At 63.0% G+C, this 15,573-nt stretch carries 15 protein-coding genes; 10 read left to right on the top strand and 5 right to left on the bottom strand.

Annotated features, from left to right (window positions below):
* Positions 1–134: 134 nt before the first annotated feature.
* Genes pcaF through FJ490_RS09335 form a run of 3 tightly spaced genes read right to left on the bottom strand, consistent with a single transcriptional unit; the run spans position 135 to position 2,734 of the window.
* On the bottom strand, positions 135–1,343 hold the full coding sequence (pcaF, locus tag FJ490_RS09345; protein WP_140728711.1) for a 3-oxoadipyl-CoA thiolase: 1,209 nt from the start codon (positions 1,341–1,343) through the stop codon (positions 135–137).
* Complete coding sequence (locus tag FJ490_RS09340) at positions 1,344–2,015, bottom strand: 3-oxoacid CoA-transferase subunit B (protein ID WP_140728710.1); 672 nt, start codon at positions 2,013–2,015, stop codon at positions 1,344–1,346.
* Positions 2,012–2,734 carry a 3-oxoacid CoA-transferase subunit A gene (locus FJ490_RS09335; protein ID WP_140563884.1) on the bottom strand — a complete coding sequence of 241 codons (723 nt, stop codon included), beginning with the start codon at positions 2,732–2,734 and terminating at the stop codon, positions 2,012–2,014. Before FJ490_RS09335 ends, FJ490_RS09340 begins: the two co-directional genes overlap by 4 nt.
* Positions 2,735–2,857: 123 nt before the next feature.
* Between FJ490_RS09335 and FJ490_RS09330 the strand changes: the two genes are divergently transcribed.
* Positions 2,858–3,619: an IclR family transcriptional regulator C-terminal domain-containing protein gene (locus FJ490_RS09330; protein WP_140728709.1), complete on the top strand. Its 762-nt coding sequence runs from the start codon at positions 2,858–2,860 to the stop codon at positions 3,617–3,619.
* 382 nt (positions 3,620–4,001) lie between these two features.
* Here FJ490_RS09330 and FJ490_RS09320 read toward each other — a convergent pair whose 3' ends face one another.
* On the bottom strand, positions 4,002–4,844 hold the full coding sequence (locus FJ490_RS09320) for an IclR family transcriptional regulator (protein ID WP_140728708.1): 843 nt from the start codon (positions 4,842–4,844) through the stop codon (positions 4,002–4,004).
* A gap of 292 nt (positions 4,845–5,136) precedes the next feature.
* Between FJ490_RS09320 and FJ490_RS09315 the strand changes: the two genes are divergently transcribed.
* The 8 genes from FJ490_RS09315 (at position 5,137) to FJ490_RS09280 (ending at position 13,114) form a co-directional block, all read left to right on the top strand.
* Positions 5,137–6,684, top strand: a complete 1,548-nt coding sequence (locus FJ490_RS09315) for an aldehyde dehydrogenase family protein (RefSeq protein ID WP_140728707.1) — start codon at positions 5,137–5,139, stop codon at positions 6,682–6,684.
* 86 nt (positions 6,685–6,770) lie between these two features.
* Positions 6,771–8,069 carry an aspartate aminotransferase family protein gene (locus FJ490_RS09310; protein WP_224618152.1) on the top strand — a complete coding sequence of 433 codons (1,299 nt, stop codon included), beginning with the start codon at positions 6,771–6,773 and terminating at the stop codon, positions 8,067–8,069.
* 62 nt (positions 8,070–8,131) lie between these two features.
* Positions 8,132–9,301: an FAD-binding oxidoreductase gene (locus tag FJ490_RS09305; protein WP_140728706.1), complete on the top strand. Its 1,170-nt coding sequence runs from the start codon at positions 8,132–8,134 to the stop codon at positions 9,299–9,301.
* A gap of 39 nt (positions 9,302–9,340) precedes the next feature.
* Positions 9,341–10,102 carry an amino acid ABC transporter ATP-binding protein gene (locus FJ490_RS09300; RefSeq protein WP_263483292.1) on the top strand — a complete coding sequence of 254 codons (762 nt, stop codon included), beginning with the start codon at positions 9,341–9,343 and terminating at the stop codon, positions 10,100–10,102.
* Complete coding sequence (locus FJ490_RS09295) at positions 10,099–10,743, top strand: amino acid ABC transporter permease (RefSeq protein ID WP_140492029.1); 645 nt, start codon at positions 10,099–10,101, stop codon at positions 10,741–10,743. The genes FJ490_RS09300 and FJ490_RS09295 overlap by 4 nt, the downstream gene beginning before the upstream one ends.
* Positions 10,740–11,399: an amino acid ABC transporter permease gene (locus FJ490_RS09290; protein WP_140492032.1), complete on the top strand. Its 660-nt coding sequence runs from the start codon at positions 10,740–10,742 to the stop codon at positions 11,397–11,399. The genes FJ490_RS09295 and FJ490_RS09290 overlap by 4 nt, the downstream gene beginning before the upstream one ends.
* 38 nt (positions 11,400–11,437) lie before the next feature.
* Positions 11,438–12,253: a transporter substrate-binding domain-containing protein gene (locus FJ490_RS09285; RefSeq protein ID WP_181165194.1), complete on the top strand. Its 816-nt coding sequence runs from the start codon at positions 11,438–11,440 to the stop codon at positions 12,251–12,253.
* A gap of 297 nt (positions 12,254–12,550) precedes the next feature.
* On the top strand, positions 12,551–13,114 hold the full coding sequence (locus FJ490_RS09280) for a type 1 glutamine amidotransferase domain-containing protein (RefSeq protein WP_140514067.1): 564 nt from the start codon (positions 12,551–12,553) through the stop codon (positions 13,112–13,114).
* Positions 13,115–13,165: 51 nt separating this feature from the next.
* Here the strand turns inward: FJ490_RS09280 and FJ490_RS09275 are convergent, their stop codons facing one another.
* Positions 13,166–13,963: a SapC family protein gene (locus tag FJ490_RS09275; protein ID WP_140563890.1), complete on the bottom strand. Its 798-nt coding sequence runs from the start codon at positions 13,961–13,963 to the stop codon at positions 13,166–13,168.
* A 349-nt stretch (positions 13,964–14,312) separates the two neighbouring features.
* Here FJ490_RS09275 and FJ490_RS09270 point away from each other — a divergent pair, with 349 nt between their 5' ends.
* Positions 14,313–15,554: a Xaa-Pro peptidase family protein gene (locus FJ490_RS09270; RefSeq protein ID WP_140728705.1), complete on the top strand. Its 1,242-nt coding sequence runs from the start codon at positions 14,313–14,315 to the stop codon at positions 15,552–15,554.
* The last annotated feature ends 19 nt before the right edge of the window (positions 15,555–15,573 follow it).

Genomic DNA, 15,573 nt, shown 5'->3' with positions numbered 1-15,573 from the left:
GGCACGATCTTTGTCGGTTCGCCACAGCGCTGGTCTGTTAGCGAATCGACAAGCTGACGAACCGATCCATACCCGTAGTTACTTCGCTGCGGATCGATGCAATCCGCCTGACTCGGACCGTCGCATCATCTCCGCTACGCACTGGCCAGAGCGATCGCGATACCCTGTCCGACACCGATGCACATCGTGGCCAGGGCCAGTCGTGCTTTTCGGGACCGCAACTCAAGCGCGGCAGTGCCGGTGATGCGAATGCCCGACATCCCAAGCGGGTGCCCGAGCGCGATCGCTCCGCCGTTCGGGTTCACATGCTCCGCGTCCTCGGGGATACCGAGTTCGCGGAGCACGGCGATGCTTTGGGAGGCAAATGCTTCATTCAGCTCGATGATGTCGAAGTCCGAAGGCGCGATGCCGAGCCGCGCGCAAAGCTTGCGTGTCGCCGGAGCCGGACCGATTCCCATGATCCGTGGGGCAACCCCGGCGGTCGCGACGCCCGCAATCCGGGCGATCGGTGTGAGCCCGAATGCCTTGACGGAAGCTTCGGACGCGATGATCAGCGCTGCCGCGCCGTCGTTCACGCCAGAGGCGTTGCCCGCGGTGACGGTGCCGCCTTCCTTTTTGAACGGCGCTGCAAGCTTGGCGAGCGACTCGGTTGTCGTTCCGGCGCGTGGATGTTCGTCGCGATCGACCATGATCGCATCGCCTTTGCGCTGGGGCACAGTCACCGGCGTGATCTCCAGCGCGAGCCGGCCATTTTCCTGAGCGGCGGCGGTCCTGGCCTGGCTGCGTGCGGCGAAGCCATCCTGATCGGCGCGGCTGACCTTGAAGGCTTCCGCAACGTTTTCACCCGTCTCCGGCATCGAATCGACGCCGTACTGCTTCTTCATCAATGGATTGACGAAGCGCCAACCGATCGTGGTGTCGTAAATCTCGGCGTTGCGCGAGAACGCCTCGCCCGCCTTCGGAAGCACGAACGGCGCGCGGCTCATGGATTCGACGCCACCGGCGATGATCAGGTCGGCTTCGCCGGCCTTGATGGCCCGTGCAGCGATGCCCACGGCGTCCATTCCAGAACCGCACAGGCGGTTGACCGTGCTGCCCGGGACTTCGATCGGCAGTCCCGCCAACAGCGATGACATGCGCGCGACATTGCGGTTGTCCTCGCCTGCCTGGTTGGCGCAGCCAAAGATGACCTCATCCACCGCGGACCAGTCCAGGCCTGGATTGCGTTGCCGCAGCGCTCGCAGCGGCACTGCGCCGAGATCGTCGGTCCGGACCGAGGACAGCGAACCGCCAAACCTGCCGATCGGGGTGCGGATGTAGTCGCAGATGAAGGCCTCGGTCATTCAGAGCTCCGGTGCAGTCAAGGATTTGATTTCGCCATCGACCTTAAGCTCTGCGCCGGTCAGCGCCTGCAATTCATCGAAGCTCATCGCAAACAGCTTCTCGCGCAGCACGAAACGACAATCGATGATGTCTATGACCGCAAGGCTCGTGTAGACCCTCGTCACGCAATGCACGCCGGTCAGGGGAAGGCTGCAGGCCTTCACCAGTTTCGGACGACCGTCCTTGGTGACGTGATCGGTGATGACGGCCACGCGTTTTGCTCCGTGCACCAGATCCATAGCACCACCGACCGCTGGTATGCCCTTGGGTCCTGTGCTCCAGTTCGCGAGGTCACCGGTCTCGGCCACCTCGTAGGCGCCGAGAATGGCAACGTCGAGGTGTTCGCCGCGCACCATCGCGAAGCTGTCGGCATGGTGGAAGAACGAAGCGCCCGGATTGAGCGTGACCGCCTTCTTCCCCGCATTGATCAGATCCCAGTCCTCGTCGCCTGCCGCCGGGGCTTCGCCAAAATTGAGGATGCCGTTTTCGGTGTGGAAGATCGCCCGACGCCCAGGCGGCTGAAAGCTCGCCACCATCTCGGGAAAGCCTATGCCGAGGTTCACATAAGCGCCGTCCTCGATGTCCTGCGCGGCGCGCCATGCAATCTGCGCGTTGGTCAGCTTGACTGTCATGCGTATGCGACCCCTTGGCGGATAAGCGCCTCTTCTTGCATCGGGTTCGAGACCTCGATCACCTGGTCCACGAAGATCCCGGGCGTCACGACCAGCTCGGGATCAATCGCACCGGGCTGGACGATCCGGCGCGCCTGAACGACGGTCGTGCGTGCGGCCATCGCCATCAGCGGCGAGAAGTTGCGTGCCGCCTTCCTGTAGGTGAGGTTACCATGAGGGTCGGCAAGTTCCGCCTTGATGAGGGCCACATCCGCCTTCAGCCAACGTTCCTGCACATAGTGGCGCCCCTCGAACTCGGCCACAGGCTTGCCGGCCGCGAGATCGGTCCCGTAGCTCGTCGGCGTGTAGAAAGCCGGGATACCCGCGCCACCGGCGCGGATTCGTTCGGCCAGGGTCCCCTGTGGAACCAGTTCGAGCGCGATTTTCCCGGCGAGATACCGCTCGGTGAATGCCCGCGGATCGGACGAGCGCGGGAACGAGCAGATCATCTTGGCGACCATGCCATTGTCGATCATGGCGGCGATGCCGATCCGTCCGTTCCCTGCATTGTTGTTGACGATCGTAAGGTTTTTCGGGGCGCCGGTAGCGCGAAAACGGTCAATCAGGGCGTGGATCAGCTCTATCGGAGCACCTGCGCCGCCGAAGCCGCCGATCATGACGGTCATGCCGTCTTCGACGATTGCCACTGCTTCCGCGAGGCTCGCGATTGTCTTGTCCACGTAACCAGCCTTTCCCGGCACCAAGATCGATTTCGCCGCCACACGTATCGGCAGATGAGATCTTTCGGCAAGCCGGCTTGTGCGATATCATTCGTTTGTTGACATATCGCACAAGGTGAATGGATGCCCATTTCCGAACGGGACAAGATGGGTGGCTTGGCCAAGGGATTGTCCGTCATAGAGACGTTCACGGTGGAACGGCCACGGCAGTCGATCACGGACGTCGCGAATGCATCCGGTCTCGACAGGGCGACAGCCAGACGCTGTCTCCTTACGCTTTCCCATCTCGGCTACGCAGACTACGACGGAAAGTTCTTCACGCTCACGCCGCGCGTGTTGAGGCTCGGGACAGCCTGTCTGGCAACCATGCCGCTGCCGCATCTGGTGCAGCCTTTGCTGGATGGCCTTTCGGAGCGGCTCGGCGAAAGCTCGTCCGTCTCGATTCTGGACGGCACCGACGTCGTCTATGTCGCGCGCGCGGCGCAGCGAAAGGTGATGTCGATCGCGCTGATGCCCGGCTCGCGGCTTCCGGCATACTGCACTTCCATGGGGCGCGTGCTCCTGGCAGCCATGCCTCCGGAACGCGCTGCACATCTTCTATCTTCCCATGCCCTGCCGGCGCGGACTGCTCACACCTTGACCGACCCCGACACCATCCTTGCGGAGTTAGGGCGGGTGCGGACGCAAGGGTTCGCGTTGATCGATCAGGAGGTCGAGCTCGGATTGCGCTCGATCGCCGTGCCGTTGATGACCGTGCGCGGGACGGTGATCGCAGCCGTGAACGTCGGCGTTGCGGCGACACAGGTGAGTGTCAGCAATCTCGTTGCGCTCTACCTGGAGCCGTTGCGTGCACTTCAAGCTGAGCTGCGGGCAGTGCTGCGTTAGGGCGCTGCCATGGAGGGAATTAGCGTCCAAGTCGCTCGAAGTAGGAGAGCATGTTCCCACCCATGATCTTGTCGACGCCCGCTTCATCGTAGCCGCGGCGGGCGAGCTCATGGAAGATCGAGGTGGCGGATCACGCCGAACACATCCTCGTCCGGAACATCCGCGAGAAGGCGGTCTCCAGCGCCTGCACCCTTGGGCGTGAGGCGATATTCGATCCGGGCAGCAAACCCTGAACGCAATGGGCGAGGCCTTCAACATGAAGGATTTCTATCGAGTGGCTTTCGGAGGGGCGGAGCCGGACATTCGCCTCCGTCGAGACGGAGATCGCGAACTACATTCTCGGTTCAAAGCGCGACGTGTCTTCGCGCAAGTGACCGGCCTCTCACACACCGCCCTGTCGCTGATCCGCGGCGGCATTCTTTGCGGCCATAGCCCATCCGTTGTAGGCGTGCATCTGCGCCAGCTTCGCCATGCGCTGGGCGGCCTCTGCGAGCGCTGCGCAATGCTGCTTGAAGTTTTGCTCTATGATCTGACCGTAGGGTCCCGTAAGTCCCACCGCGTATATCACCTCACCGCTCGTCGGCCTTATCGGAAATGCTATCGAGCCCAGGCCCGGAACATGCTCGGCCAGGTCCATGGCGTAACCCTGCTCCCGAACCTCGGCCAATTCCCTGGTCAACTCCGCGATCTTCGTTTTCGTCCGATCGGTGTAGCTGCGCAGCTCCGTCGCCAGGATCCTCTTCACGGTCTCCTGCGGATGAAACGCAAGGATCGCCTTGGCCGAAGCGGTCGCATTTACAGGCATGGCCATGCCCGGCATGACATAGGTCCGGACCGGAGTGTCGGGCGCGACGCAGGTGACCGAGCGCACTTCGGTACCGTCGAACTTCGACAGGAACGCCGACTGGCCGGTGCGGTCGGCCAAATCCTGAAGCGGTCGCTGCGCGAGCGTCGTCAGCCAGCCGCTATCCGGAGACATCTGTAGCAGCTGCAGCAGGCGATCGCCGAGACGGTATGTCCGATTGCGAACGCTCTCGGCGGTGATCATCCCGCTTTCGATCAAGGCATGCAGCAGCCTGTTGATCGTGGTTTTGGGCAATCCAAGCGTCGTTTCGAGTTCGATCGCCGTCAGGCCATGCTCGAACGGCGCGACCGTCTCCATGATCGAGATGTAGCGCTCGAGGGGGCTGTCCTTGGCGCTCGGCTTCTTCGACTTCGTATTCAAGGGCACCTACGCCGATCTGACAATTGCAACTGCAAGAAGGTTATCGTTCAAAACAGACATGAGGGGCAAGGTCAGTCCCTTGTTATTCCGCCGCGCCTTGAGCCCGGGGTCTCCGTAGAATAGCCGAACGGCCGCACGCCCTCGATCAATCGGGCTCCGTTAGTACCCGAATCCGGAAATGTCCTCGCAAATTCCGAAATTCGGTATTATCCCCATTTTATGGTCCCCTCGATTGACTCGCAAGCCAAATCCTGATTATCGGACTAAATACCGATTTTCGGAGGAACTTGAAATGGCTGAACTCCCGCGTGTGACCTACTCGAACATCGGAGTGGATTTTTCCCCGGTTCACGCTCACCTCGACGCAATGATCCCGGATTTCGAGAAGAACACACTGGGTCGCGAGTGGTCGACGCCGTTTGCGACTGGCGCTCGGAAAGAGATCCTGAGCCCGATCGACAAGAAGATCTCTCTCGGCAAGTTCCCGGCTTCAACCCCGTCAGACGTCAAGTCGGCGATCCAGGCTGCCCGAGCCGGCGCGAAGGCCTGGAACCGTTCGACGCTGGACGATCGCCTTGCATTCGGCGCCCGCTGGCGAGAGGCGCTGGCGGAGCGGAAGTATGACCTTGGTTTGGCGGCGCTATACGAGATCGGAAAGTCCCGCCTCGAGGCAGTCGGCGAAGCCGAGGAATGCCTCGACATGGTCGAGTACTACGCATCGGAGATGAAGGCGAACAACGGGTTCGTCCGGCCGATGAACATGTTGGTCGAAAACGAGACCGCTACGAGCGTCATGAAGCCCTATGGCGTCTTCGCGGTCATCGCTCCTTTCAACTTTCCGCTCGCCTTGTCGATCGGCATGGTCTCGGGTGCGCTGTTGACAGGCAATGCGGTGGTCTACAAGCCGTCGCCGGGTTGCGCGCTGACCGGACTGCTGATTGCCGAAACGCTTCGCAAGGCGGGATTGCCCGAAGGTGTTTTCAACATCGTGCTTGGCGATGGAGAGGTGGGGCGCCTTCTTGCCACCGACAACGGCATCGACGGCGTTGCATTCACGGGCTCCCATAAGACCGGCATGAGCATCTTCCGTCACATGGCAACGCTGCCCCACATGAAGCCCGTCATCGCCGAAATGGGTGGCAAGAACCCTGCCTACGTGACCAGCAAGGCCGATCTCGACCGTGCGGCGCAGGGAGTGGCGCGCTCCGCTTTCGGCCTGCAAGGCCAGAAGTGCTCCGCATGCTCGGTCGTGTATGTCGACGAGAAGGTCAAGGCGGAATTCATCGAGAAGCTGGTAGCATTCGCCGCAAAGCTGGTGGTCGGAGATCCTCGCAAGGCCGAGACCTTTATGGGCCCTGTCTATGGCGACGCCACAGTCGCCCGTTTCCAGGCCGCACTGTCGGAAGTCGAGGGCAAAGGCAAGGTGCATTTTGGGGGCGCCGCCCTGGGCCAGGGCTTTGCGGACAACTACGTCCTGCCGACGGTCGTCGAACTTGATGGTCCGGGCCGGCTGACCCGCGACGAACTCTTCATGCCTTTCGTGGTCGTCCGCGGTTTCGACAGTCTCGATGCCGCGATCGAAGAGGGCAACGACATCGCCTACGGACTATCCGCCGGCATCTTTACCAACGACCAGGAAGAGTTGCGTCACTTCCTCGACACCGCCGAAGCAGGGGTTCTCTACGCCAACCGTGCGAGCGGCGCGACGACGGGTGCATGGCCAGGCGCGCAGCCATTCTGCGGCTGGAAGGGCACCGGGGTCAGCGGCAAGGGCGGTCTCGGCTCGTGGTTCCTGCCACAGTACCTGCGCGAGCAGAGCCACACGATCATGACCAGGTGATCGAAAGAGGTCGCGCTCTTCGCCGCGGCCATCCAAGGCTGTCTCCTTCATCGGTTTACAAGATTATGCGCCACTATCCAGATTCAATGTCGAAATCCCGCGAGATGTTCGAACGGGCCCGCAAGGTCATGCCGGGAGGGAACACCCGGACAACGGTCTTCATCGACCCGTTTCCGATCTATGCCCAGCGCGGCGAGGGCTGCCGCGTCTGGGACGTCGATGGAAACGTCTACTACGACTGCATCAACAATTTCACGGCCATGATCCATGGCTACGGCCATCCCGCCGTCACGGCGGCGGTGGTGGACCAGATGCCCCGGGGATCGGCTTTCGGAGCGCCCACCGAGAGCGAACTTGATCTTGCTGAACTGTTGGTGGAGCGCCTCCCGTCGGTCGAGCAGGTTCGCTTCGCCAACTCCGGCACGGAAGGCGTCATGATGGCGATCAAGGCGGCTCGGGCGTTCACCGAACGGCCGAAGATCGTCAAGATCGAAGGTGCCTACCATGGCTCCTACGACTTCGCGGAAGTCAGCCTGGACAGCTCGCCCGCCAACTGGGGCGACATGCCTGCCTCGACGGCATACGCGAAAGGCACGCCGAAGGGAGTTCTCGACGACGTCATCGCGGTGCCGTTCAACGATACGGAGGCGCTGCGTGCCGTCTTCGACGCGCATGGAGACTCGATAGCGGGTGTTCTGATCGACCCGATGCCGAACCGCGCCGGACTTATTCCCGCGCGGAAGGATTATCTCGACGCGATGGTCGAGATCGCTCATGCCGCCGGCTCGCTGGTGATCTTCGACGAGGTGATCTCGCTCCGCCTTGGCTATTCGGGGGCGCAGGGCCTGTGGAGCATCACGCCCGATCTGACGGCTCTCGGCAAGATCATCGGCGGAGGGTTCCCGGTCGGCGCCGTCGGCGGCCGCGCCGACGTGATGGCGGTGTTCGATCCAACGCGAGGCAAGCCTGCATTGCCGCATGGCGGCACCTTCACCGCGAACCCGGTGACGATGCGAGCCGGTCTGGCGGCGATGCGCGCGTTGACCCCGGCCAGCTTCGCGCATCTGGACGCTATCGGCAGCCTGCTTCGCGACGGCATCACGGCCTCGCTTGCCCGCCATGGCCTCAACGGGCAGTGCGTCGGTCTCGGCTCGCTCTTCAAAGTCCATTTCACGGCGTTGCCGATCACGGACTATCGGTCGGTCTATCCGGGTGCGTCCGAACGCACGAAGCTCGACCTGTTCCACAAGGGTCTGCTCGACCGCGGCGTGCTTTCGGCGAGTTACGGACTCTTCGCGCTTTCCACCTCGATGACCGAGGAAGACGCACGCGAAATCCTTTCCGCAATCGACGGCGCCCTCGCAGCAATCGCGGCGAAGCAATGACGTAGCGCGTCCGGCGCCGGATCCATCCGGCACGGGACGACGCAGCAACAGATGGAAGTCACATGACAGCTTCTCCTCACGTCGTCGTCATCGGTGCAGGCACCCTCGGCATGTGCTCTGCGCACGCGCTCGCGGAACAGGGCGCTCGCGTCACCGTCATCGACGCACAATCCATTGCGTCAGGATCCAGCGGCCGCTCGGTCGGGGTCGTTGGTACACAGCTGACGGATCCGTTCGAGATCCAGCTGCGCATGCAATCCGTGCAGCGCATCCGCCGGTGGCAGGAGCGCCTCGGTCTCGGCTTCAGCCCTATCGGCTATCTGCGTCTGGCGCGCACCTCCGAGCAGATGGAACTGTTCGCCCGCTCGGTGGAGATCCAGCGCAATGCCGGCTTCAGATCCAGGGTCTACCAGGCGAACGAGCTCCAGCAGCTCGTGCCGCACTTGAGTTCAGATGGGCTCGAAGGCGGCATCTTCGGGCCGGACGACGGCTTCCTCGATCCCCACGAAATGTGCACGTTGCTGGCGCAAGAGGTGAAGAAGCTCGGCTCCGAGGTTTTCCAGTTCCGCAAGCTGCTTGGTGTCGCGCGGACATCCGGTGGCTATCGGTTGGACACCAGCAAGGGTCCGATCGGCTGCGACTTCGTCGTGAATGCGGCAGGCGCCTGGGCGCCACGCGTTGCCGAGATGCTTGGACAGACGCTTCACATCCGCCCCGAGCGCCACGAGGCGCTGACAATCCACCTGGACGCGCCGCTTCCCTACACAATGCCGATGGTCATGGATCTGGTGAACGGGCAGGGCACCGGACTCAACTTTCGGCACGAGAAAGCGAGCGAGCTCATCGCCGAGATACACAAGGTAAGCTCGCCCTCGCCCGAGGATCCGGACAATTACAACGAGCAGTGCGAGGAAGGGTCCAAGGTCATGCTGGCCGAGATGCTGATCGAGCGCGTGCCTGATCTGCCGGGCGCCCGGCTCGGCCGGGGCTGGGCAGGCCTCTACCCTGTCACCGCCGACCACCGTCCCTATGTCGGACCAGTCGATCAGTCCGAGCCCGGTCTGATCACTGCGGCCGGTGCGGGCGGCTACGGGATACAGCTCGCGCCGGTGATAGGCCTGATCGTCGCGGACTGGGTGCTCAAGGGCTCTCCCGCATCGATCCCAGGCACCGAGAGTCTCGCTCCAACTCCGGAAAGAAACGTCCCCGCCGTACATACCGCGGCGGCTTGACCAGTAGGACACCGGCGTTAGCGCAAGGACAAAGAAGCCATGCCCGAGGCAGAAAACATCGTCCGCATCAAGAACATCAACGTGATCTATGGCGGCCATCACGCCGTGAAAAACGTCTCGCTCGACATTACGCGCGGCGAGGTCGTGGCGATCGTCGGACCCAGCGGCGCGGGGAAGAGCACGCTGCTGCGTGCGATCAACATGCTCGAACAGCCGTCATCCGGTACCCTCGAAGTGGGCGCCATCCGGTTTTCGGTCGACCGCAATCTGTCCGCCGGAGAGCTGTTGAGGCTCCGACGTTCCACCGGGATGGTTTTCCAGTCCTTCAACCTGTTTCCGCACATGACCGTGCAGCGCAACATTTCGCTGCCGCAGATGCGGGTTCTGGGGCGCACCAGGGAGCAGGCGGACGCGCGCACCGCCCAATTGCTCGAACGCGTACACCTTACGGACAAGGCGCACTCCTACCCGGCGCGCCTGTCGGGTGGCCAGCAGCAGCGTATCGCGATCGCACGCGCCCTGGCTCTTGACCCCAAGGTGATGCTCTTCGACGAACCCACGAGCGCCCTGGACCCCGAACTCGGGCTTGAGGTGTTGGCCGTGATGCGCGAGCTCGCCCAGGAAGGCATGACAATGATCATCGTCACGCACGAGATCGCCTTTGCCGCAGACGTCGCCGACCGCGTGATCGTCATGGCCAATGGAGAGATCATCGAGCAGGGTCCGCCTGATGCCGTGATCCGCAACCCGTCGTCGCCGCGCACGCGGCAGTTCTTCCGTGCCGTGGTCGATCGCAGATGATCGACCTGCTGGTTTCACTGCTCAGAGGCGTTCCGGCCACGCTGCTGGTGACCTTCGGCGCTTTCGCAGTCGGAGCCATCGCAGCCGTGCCGCTGGTGCTGATGCGACGGTCCCGGTGGCTCCTTCTAAGCATGCCGGCGCGCATATACATCGACGTTGTCCGGGGAATCCCGCCGATCGTCTGGCTGTTCATTATCTTCTTCGGATTGGGCAGCGGAGTGATCGTTCTCAGTTCCTATCAGGCTGCCATCCTGGGTATGGGGCTGGTATCAACGGCCTATCTCGCTGAAATCTACAGGGGTGGCTTCCTGGCCCTCTCGAAGGGCCAGCGGGAGGCGTCCACGGCGCTCGGTATGACGCGCCTGGATACGCTGCGCTACATCCTGGCGCCGCAGGTCCTGCGCGTCTCGGTTCCGCCCATGGCGACCTTTCTTGTCAGCCTGCTCAAAGACACGACCGTGGCCTCCACGATCGGTGTCCGCGACGTGATGATGTACGCGTCGCAGCAGGCCCAAGGCGGAGGCGGCAGCTTCATGCCGTTCATTTTCGCTGCGCTTCTCTACATCGCGCTGTCGATACCCGTTGTCGTGTTGGCACGCGCCGTGGACGAGCGGCTGCGCTCAAGAGGGCAAGCGAAATGAGCGAGATGCTGGCCAACTGGCTGGACTGGTCCCCCCAGCTTTTCCAAGGAGTTCTTGTCAGTCTCCAGTTGGCGGGCCTGGCGCTGCTGTTCGGATTGCCTATCGGTCTCGTTCTTGCGCTTGCCTCCTCCTCTGGAAACAGGCTCGTCCGCTATTTCGCGGTGGTACTGGTCGAGATCGGGCGCGGCGCGCCTGCACTCGTCGTCCTGCAGATGGTCTACTATGGATTGCCTGCTTCGGGGATGACCGTAAGTGCCTTCACCTCTGGCGTGATTGCGTTGGCGCTAACGACAGGCGCCTACACCAGCGAGATCCTTCGGGCCGGTCTGAACGCGGTTCCGCATTGTGAGATCGAGGCGGGCTTGGCGCTCGGCATGACCCGCCGGGACATCCTGCGCTTCGTGGTGGTCCCCCAGGGAATCCTGTTCGCAATACCCGCGCTGATGGGCTTTGCCATTCTCATCTTCCAGGCGACGGCCCTTACATACACGATCGCCATCCCCGAACTTCTGGCGCGCGCCTATCGCGTGGGTGCGGCCACCTACCTCTACCTCGATGTCCTGATCCTGGCGGGCCTGTTCTACCTCGCCATCACCGTCCCGTTCGGGTGGCTGGTCTCGTACACCGAACGTAGGCTGGGCAGCCATCTCGGCTGACCTGCAATCAAAAACCATCAATGTCAGAGGAGAGCAAAGTGAAAAATTGGAGTAAGATCATCTCGGCCGCAGCCATTGCCACGGCCTTGGGTGCCAGCGTCGCGTCCGCACAGGATTGCAAGCCGCAGCATGCTTTCGAAACCGTGTCGGCGGGCAAACTCACCGTCGCGCTCACCAACACCGCTCCGTATTCGCTCGAAAAAGACGGCGGCATCGCGGGTATCGACGGCGATCTCGTGAAGCGTTTTGCCAAGGAGAACTGCCTGGAGATCGCTTATGAGATCTTCACATATCCAGGCGCGGTTTCCGCAGTTCAGTCGCGGCGCGCGGACATCGCGCTTGGCGGCTTCTATCGTACCGCCGCCCGCGCGAAGGTCGTCGCTCTGTCCACGCCGGTCTATCTCGACCAACTGTCCGTCACCTCGACCAACGGCATTGATACCGTGGACGGTCTGCTGGGCAAGAAGGTCGGCACCGTGGAAGGATATCTGTGGGTCCAGGACATGGAGAAGCTCTACGAAGGCTCCAAGACCTATCCGTCGTCGCTGAACCTCGCTCAGGACCTTCATGCCGGTCGTATTGAGGCGGCGCTCGACGGCTTCGGCTCCGCTGTCATTCAGAACGAAGGGCAGAACTACAAGGTGCATGTCCTGAAGCCGGATCCGCGCATCGATGCGACCATGAACCCGTCGCAGACCGCCTTCCTGCTGGACAAGAGCAATGAGGGCTTCGTTAAGGCGGTTGACGCTTCGCTCGATGTCTACCGCAAGAACGGGGCTATCGCCGAAGCGCTCAAGGCTTACGGGCTGGATCCGTCGGCCGCAGATGTCGGTGAAGCCCGCGTCATCGAGTAAGCCGCTGGTATGAAGGGCCGCCCTGCCTGCCCCGCTTCTAGGAAGAAAACCGGGTGCGGGGGGCGGCCTGTACGTTTGCCGCGCGGCTGCGATCCGCGAGCAGAATTCCGTAGTGCACCCCGAGTCTGAGACACGAAAAGGGTAACAGTCCTTCACTAAGGAGAGCTGATGAGGAAAGGAGACCCGTGGTGCAGTACAGCGCACCACAGATCCCTCCGGTCACATAAGGTTACAGCGAGGAACGGTACCGGTTCAGGCTCGTTAGCCCTGCATCCAATCCAATCATGGAGAAAAACGATGCAGGATATTTCCGGCAAGCGCGTCGCCATCCTTGCGACGAATGGTTTTGAACAGTCCGAGCTTGAGGTACCGCTGAACAAGCTGCGCCAGGCCGGCGCCGAGGTCGAAATCGTGTCGCTCGAAAGCGGCAAGATCAAGGGCTGGGACCACAAGGATTGGGGCCGCGAAGTTCCGGTCGACAAGACCTTGGACGAGGCCCGCGCCGATGCCTACGATGCGATCGTTCTGCCCGGCGGCGTCATCAATCCCGACCTCTTGCGGGTCGAGCGCAAGGCGCTGGATTTCATCAGTTCGTTCTGGTCGGCCAACAAGGTCGTCGGCGCGATCTGCCATGCGCCCTGGCTTCTGGTCGAGACCGGGATCATCAAAGCCCGCCGCGTCACATCCTACAAGTCGATCAAGACCGACGTGATCAATGCCGGCGGCCTGTGGCAAGACAGCGAGGTCGTCACCGACCAGGGGCTGGTCACCAGTCGCAATCCCGGCGATCTCGAGGCCTTCTGCGACAAGCTCACGGAGGAGATCAGGGAAGGGCGGCACGACAGGCGGGCCGCGGCTTAGCACCGAACCTTGTTCCCCAGCCGCGCCGCGAAGGATCTCGGCGTGGGTTGTTCAGGCGCTCTTCGCCCCCTCCGCCTTGCGCAGCGACGCCTGATGCACCAGCGACGTCCAGCTGTTGGTCGAAGCAAGGTGGCAGTAGAGCAGGCTGAGCGCGCCTGACTTTCTCAGGTCGAGGAAGGCCTCGTCGCTCAATCTGTTGAAGGCAGCCTCGTCTATCACCTGGAAATCGGTGAGGTTCAGCACCTCGCCTCCTTCCAGCGTCACCTTGCTCTGGCGCGGCGCGAACAGGGCATGCGCGTCGATCTTGTCGACCATCTCGCGGGTCTCCCTGAAGTCGATCTGGAACTGGTTGCAGAAGGCGAGCGCCTGCTTCGTCGCCTCGGTCGCTTCGTTACCGCTGAAGAACGGCAGCACCTTGTCGTCGCGGAACGGCGCCAGCAGCTGGTCGATGACGCGCTCGCTCGCCCGGTCGACGCACAGCGTCAGCCGGCCGGGCTGCTTGGGATCGTCGGCGAGAATGAAGGGATAGCGGCGGACATAGGCGGGGATGTAGTGCGGCCCGGCCCAGTTGCCGTCGGCGTCGACGAACAGGTTCTCGTCCTGGCGCAGGCCGGTGATGATGACGGGCGCCTTGGCGGTGCCGATGAAAACGATCGGGTAGGAGCGCATCGCCGCCGGCATTTCCGAGGCCACCACCGGGATGGCATGCGCCGAGCGGGCGAAGGAGAAATCGCTGCGCGCCGTCAGGCCGAGTGAACCGTGCCGCGCCGGATTGAGCGCCTCGGGCCTGGAATAGAACAGCGGCAAGGCCTCGCCCGCCGTTTCCGTCTTCGCACCGCTGTCAGCCATGTGTCCGTTTTCCTCCTCGCGCCGGCCAACCAGGCCGGCCCGTCCAGCATTGAATTCCCAAAGCGGGGTCTGTTCTTGTCGCGCCGGCCTTGCTTCGAAGCAATCCTGCGCAGGGACAAAGTACTACAGCGTCGCCGGCGCGCATAAAAGGACACGCGCTGCTGTATTTTGGCGTTTGCGCCCTAATCGCCTTGCGGGACGCCCGCAACCATGCCGGCCTATGGACAGCCTGCCGCGAAGCGGCGACAGTGGCATCACATGGCAAAATTCCGGGAAGCCGTGGGAGTCTTCCGTCCGGGATTGCAAGGATACGAGGAGCCGATGTCGCTTCAGCCATCCGGAGGGAACCATGACGGGCTTTGTCGACCGCGAACACGCCGCGCAGCTGATGCAGCGCGCCGGCCTGCAGGCGCTGGTGCTCTCAGCGCCCGAGGCCTTCCACTATGCGACCGGCGTGTCGATCGGACCGGCGGGGCTGTTCCGGCGTGCCGGCGCCGGCTTCGTTGTCATCCCGGCCCGGCAGGACCTGCCGATCGGCGTCGTCGTCGCGGATTTCAGTGCGGGACAGTTGCGGATCGCCGCGCCCGAAGCAGTTGTGCGTTCGCACCCGATCTGGATCGAATTCGCGCCGGTCGAGACGGGAACCCGCGGCCCGTTGGCGGAGCGTATCGAGGCTGGCCTTGTCTCGCTTGGCCGCGCGCCGGATTTCGCGCGCCCGGCCACCTTCGATCTCGCCGGCTCGGTGCGCCAGCTGCAAGCCTTGCTTGCCGAATTCGGACTGGAGCGCGCAACGCTGGGCATCGATCTCGGCTTTGTTCCAGCCGCCGATTTTTCCGCCATGCAGGCGCTGCTGCCGCAGTGCCGGATGATCGACGGCTCGCCGGTGCTGGATCGGCTGCGGGCGATCAAGTCGCAACGCGAGATCGAGCTCTTGCAGCAAGGCATTATCCTGTCTGAAGCAGGGCTGGAGCGGCTGCAGGTCGATGCGATGGCAGGCATGCGCCAGGCCGATCTCGTCGCGCTCTACCGGCAAGGCGTGGCCGCGGCGGCGGCGGGCCTCTCCCATCCGGTCGCGACGGCGGAATATGTGACGCTCGGCGCCCGGGCCAAGGGTGCCGATGCCAAGGCAATGCCCGGCGATCCGCTGAAATGCGACATGGTCTGCACGGTCGGCGGGTATGCGTCCGACATGTCGCGCAACTTCACTTTCGGTCCCGCTTCCGCCGACCAGGTCGAACTGCACGCGATCGCCGAGCGCGCTTTCGAGGACGGGCTGGCGGCACTCGTGCCGGGAAATTCGCTCGGCCATGTGCACCGCGCCGCCACCGACAGCCTGACGCGGCAAGGCCTGCGCTCCTACCGCCGTGGGCATTTCGGCCACGGTGTCGGGCAGTCTGTGTTTTCGGAGCAATGGCCGTTCATCGCGGCCGAGAGCGATGTCGTGGTCGAAGCCGGCATGGTGCTGGCCTTCGAGATCCCGCTCTACATCGACGGCCTCGCCAGCTTCAACTTGGAGGACCAGTTCCTGATCACGCCGGACGGGCCCGTCGCCATGAACCGGCTGCCGAGGCGGTTGGAGAGGATAGGATAGCGAGGGCGGGATCGTGACG

Source organism: Mesorhizobium sp. B2-5-11 (genome assembly GCF_006440835.1).
Lineage (GTDB): Bacteria > Pseudomonadota > Alphaproteobacteria > Rhizobiales > Rhizobiaceae > Mesorhizobium.
The sequence above is the reverse complement of the archived record's forward strand: the minus strand, read 5'-3'. Positions and strand labels throughout refer to the sequence as shown.

What these genes read in the sequence shown, in the direction of transcription:
- FJ490_RS09300 (WP_263483292.1), top strand. Translation starts at nt 9,341, where the DNA reads ATGCCCGAGGCAGAAAACATCGTCCGCATCAAGAACATCAACGTGATC.
- FJ490_RS09280 (WP_140514067.1), top strand. Translation starts at nt 12,551, where the DNA reads ATGCAGGATATTTCCGGCAAGCGCGTCGCCATCCTTGCGACGAATGGT.
- FJ490_RS09305 (WP_140728706.1), top strand. Translation starts at nt 8,132, where the DNA reads ATGACAGCTTCTCCTCACGTCGTCGTCATCGGTGCAGGCACCCTCGGC.
- FJ490_RS09270 (WP_140728705.1), top strand. Translation starts at nt 14,313, where the DNA reads ATGACGGGCTTTGTCGACCGCGAACACGCCGCGCAGCTGATGCAGCGC.
- pcaF (WP_140728711.1), bottom strand. Translation starts at nt 1,343, where the DNA reads ATGACCGAGGCCTTCATCTGCGACTACATCCGCACCCCGATCGGCAGG.
- FJ490_RS09340 (WP_140728710.1), bottom strand. Translation starts at nt 2,015, where the DNA reads ATGACAGTCAAGCTGACCAACGCGCAGATTGCATGGCGCGCCGCGCAG.
- FJ490_RS09295 (WP_140492029.1), top strand. Translation starts at nt 10,099, where the DNA reads ATGATCGACCTGCTGGTTTCACTGCTCAGAGGCGTTCCGGCCACGCTG.
- FJ490_RS09310 (WP_224618152.1), top strand. Translation starts at nt 6,771, where the DNA reads ATGTCGAAATCCCGCGAGATGTTCGAACGGGCCCGCAAGGTCATGCCG.
- FJ490_RS09290 (WP_140492032.1), top strand. Translation starts at nt 10,740, where the DNA reads ATGAGCGAGATGCTGGCCAACTGGCTGGACTGGTCCCCCCAGCTTTTC.
- FJ490_RS09330 (WP_140728709.1), top strand. Translation starts at nt 2,858, where the DNA reads ATGCCCATTTCCGAACGGGACAAGATGGGTGGCTTGGCCAAGGGATTG.
- FJ490_RS09275 (WP_140563890.1), bottom strand. Translation starts at nt 13,963, where the DNA reads ATGGCTGACAGCGGTGCGAAGACGGAAACGGCGGGCGAGGCCTTGCCG.
- FJ490_RS09315 (WP_140728707.1), top strand. Translation starts at nt 5,137, where the DNA reads ATGGCTGAACTCCCGCGTGTGACCTACTCGAACATCGGAGTGGATTTT.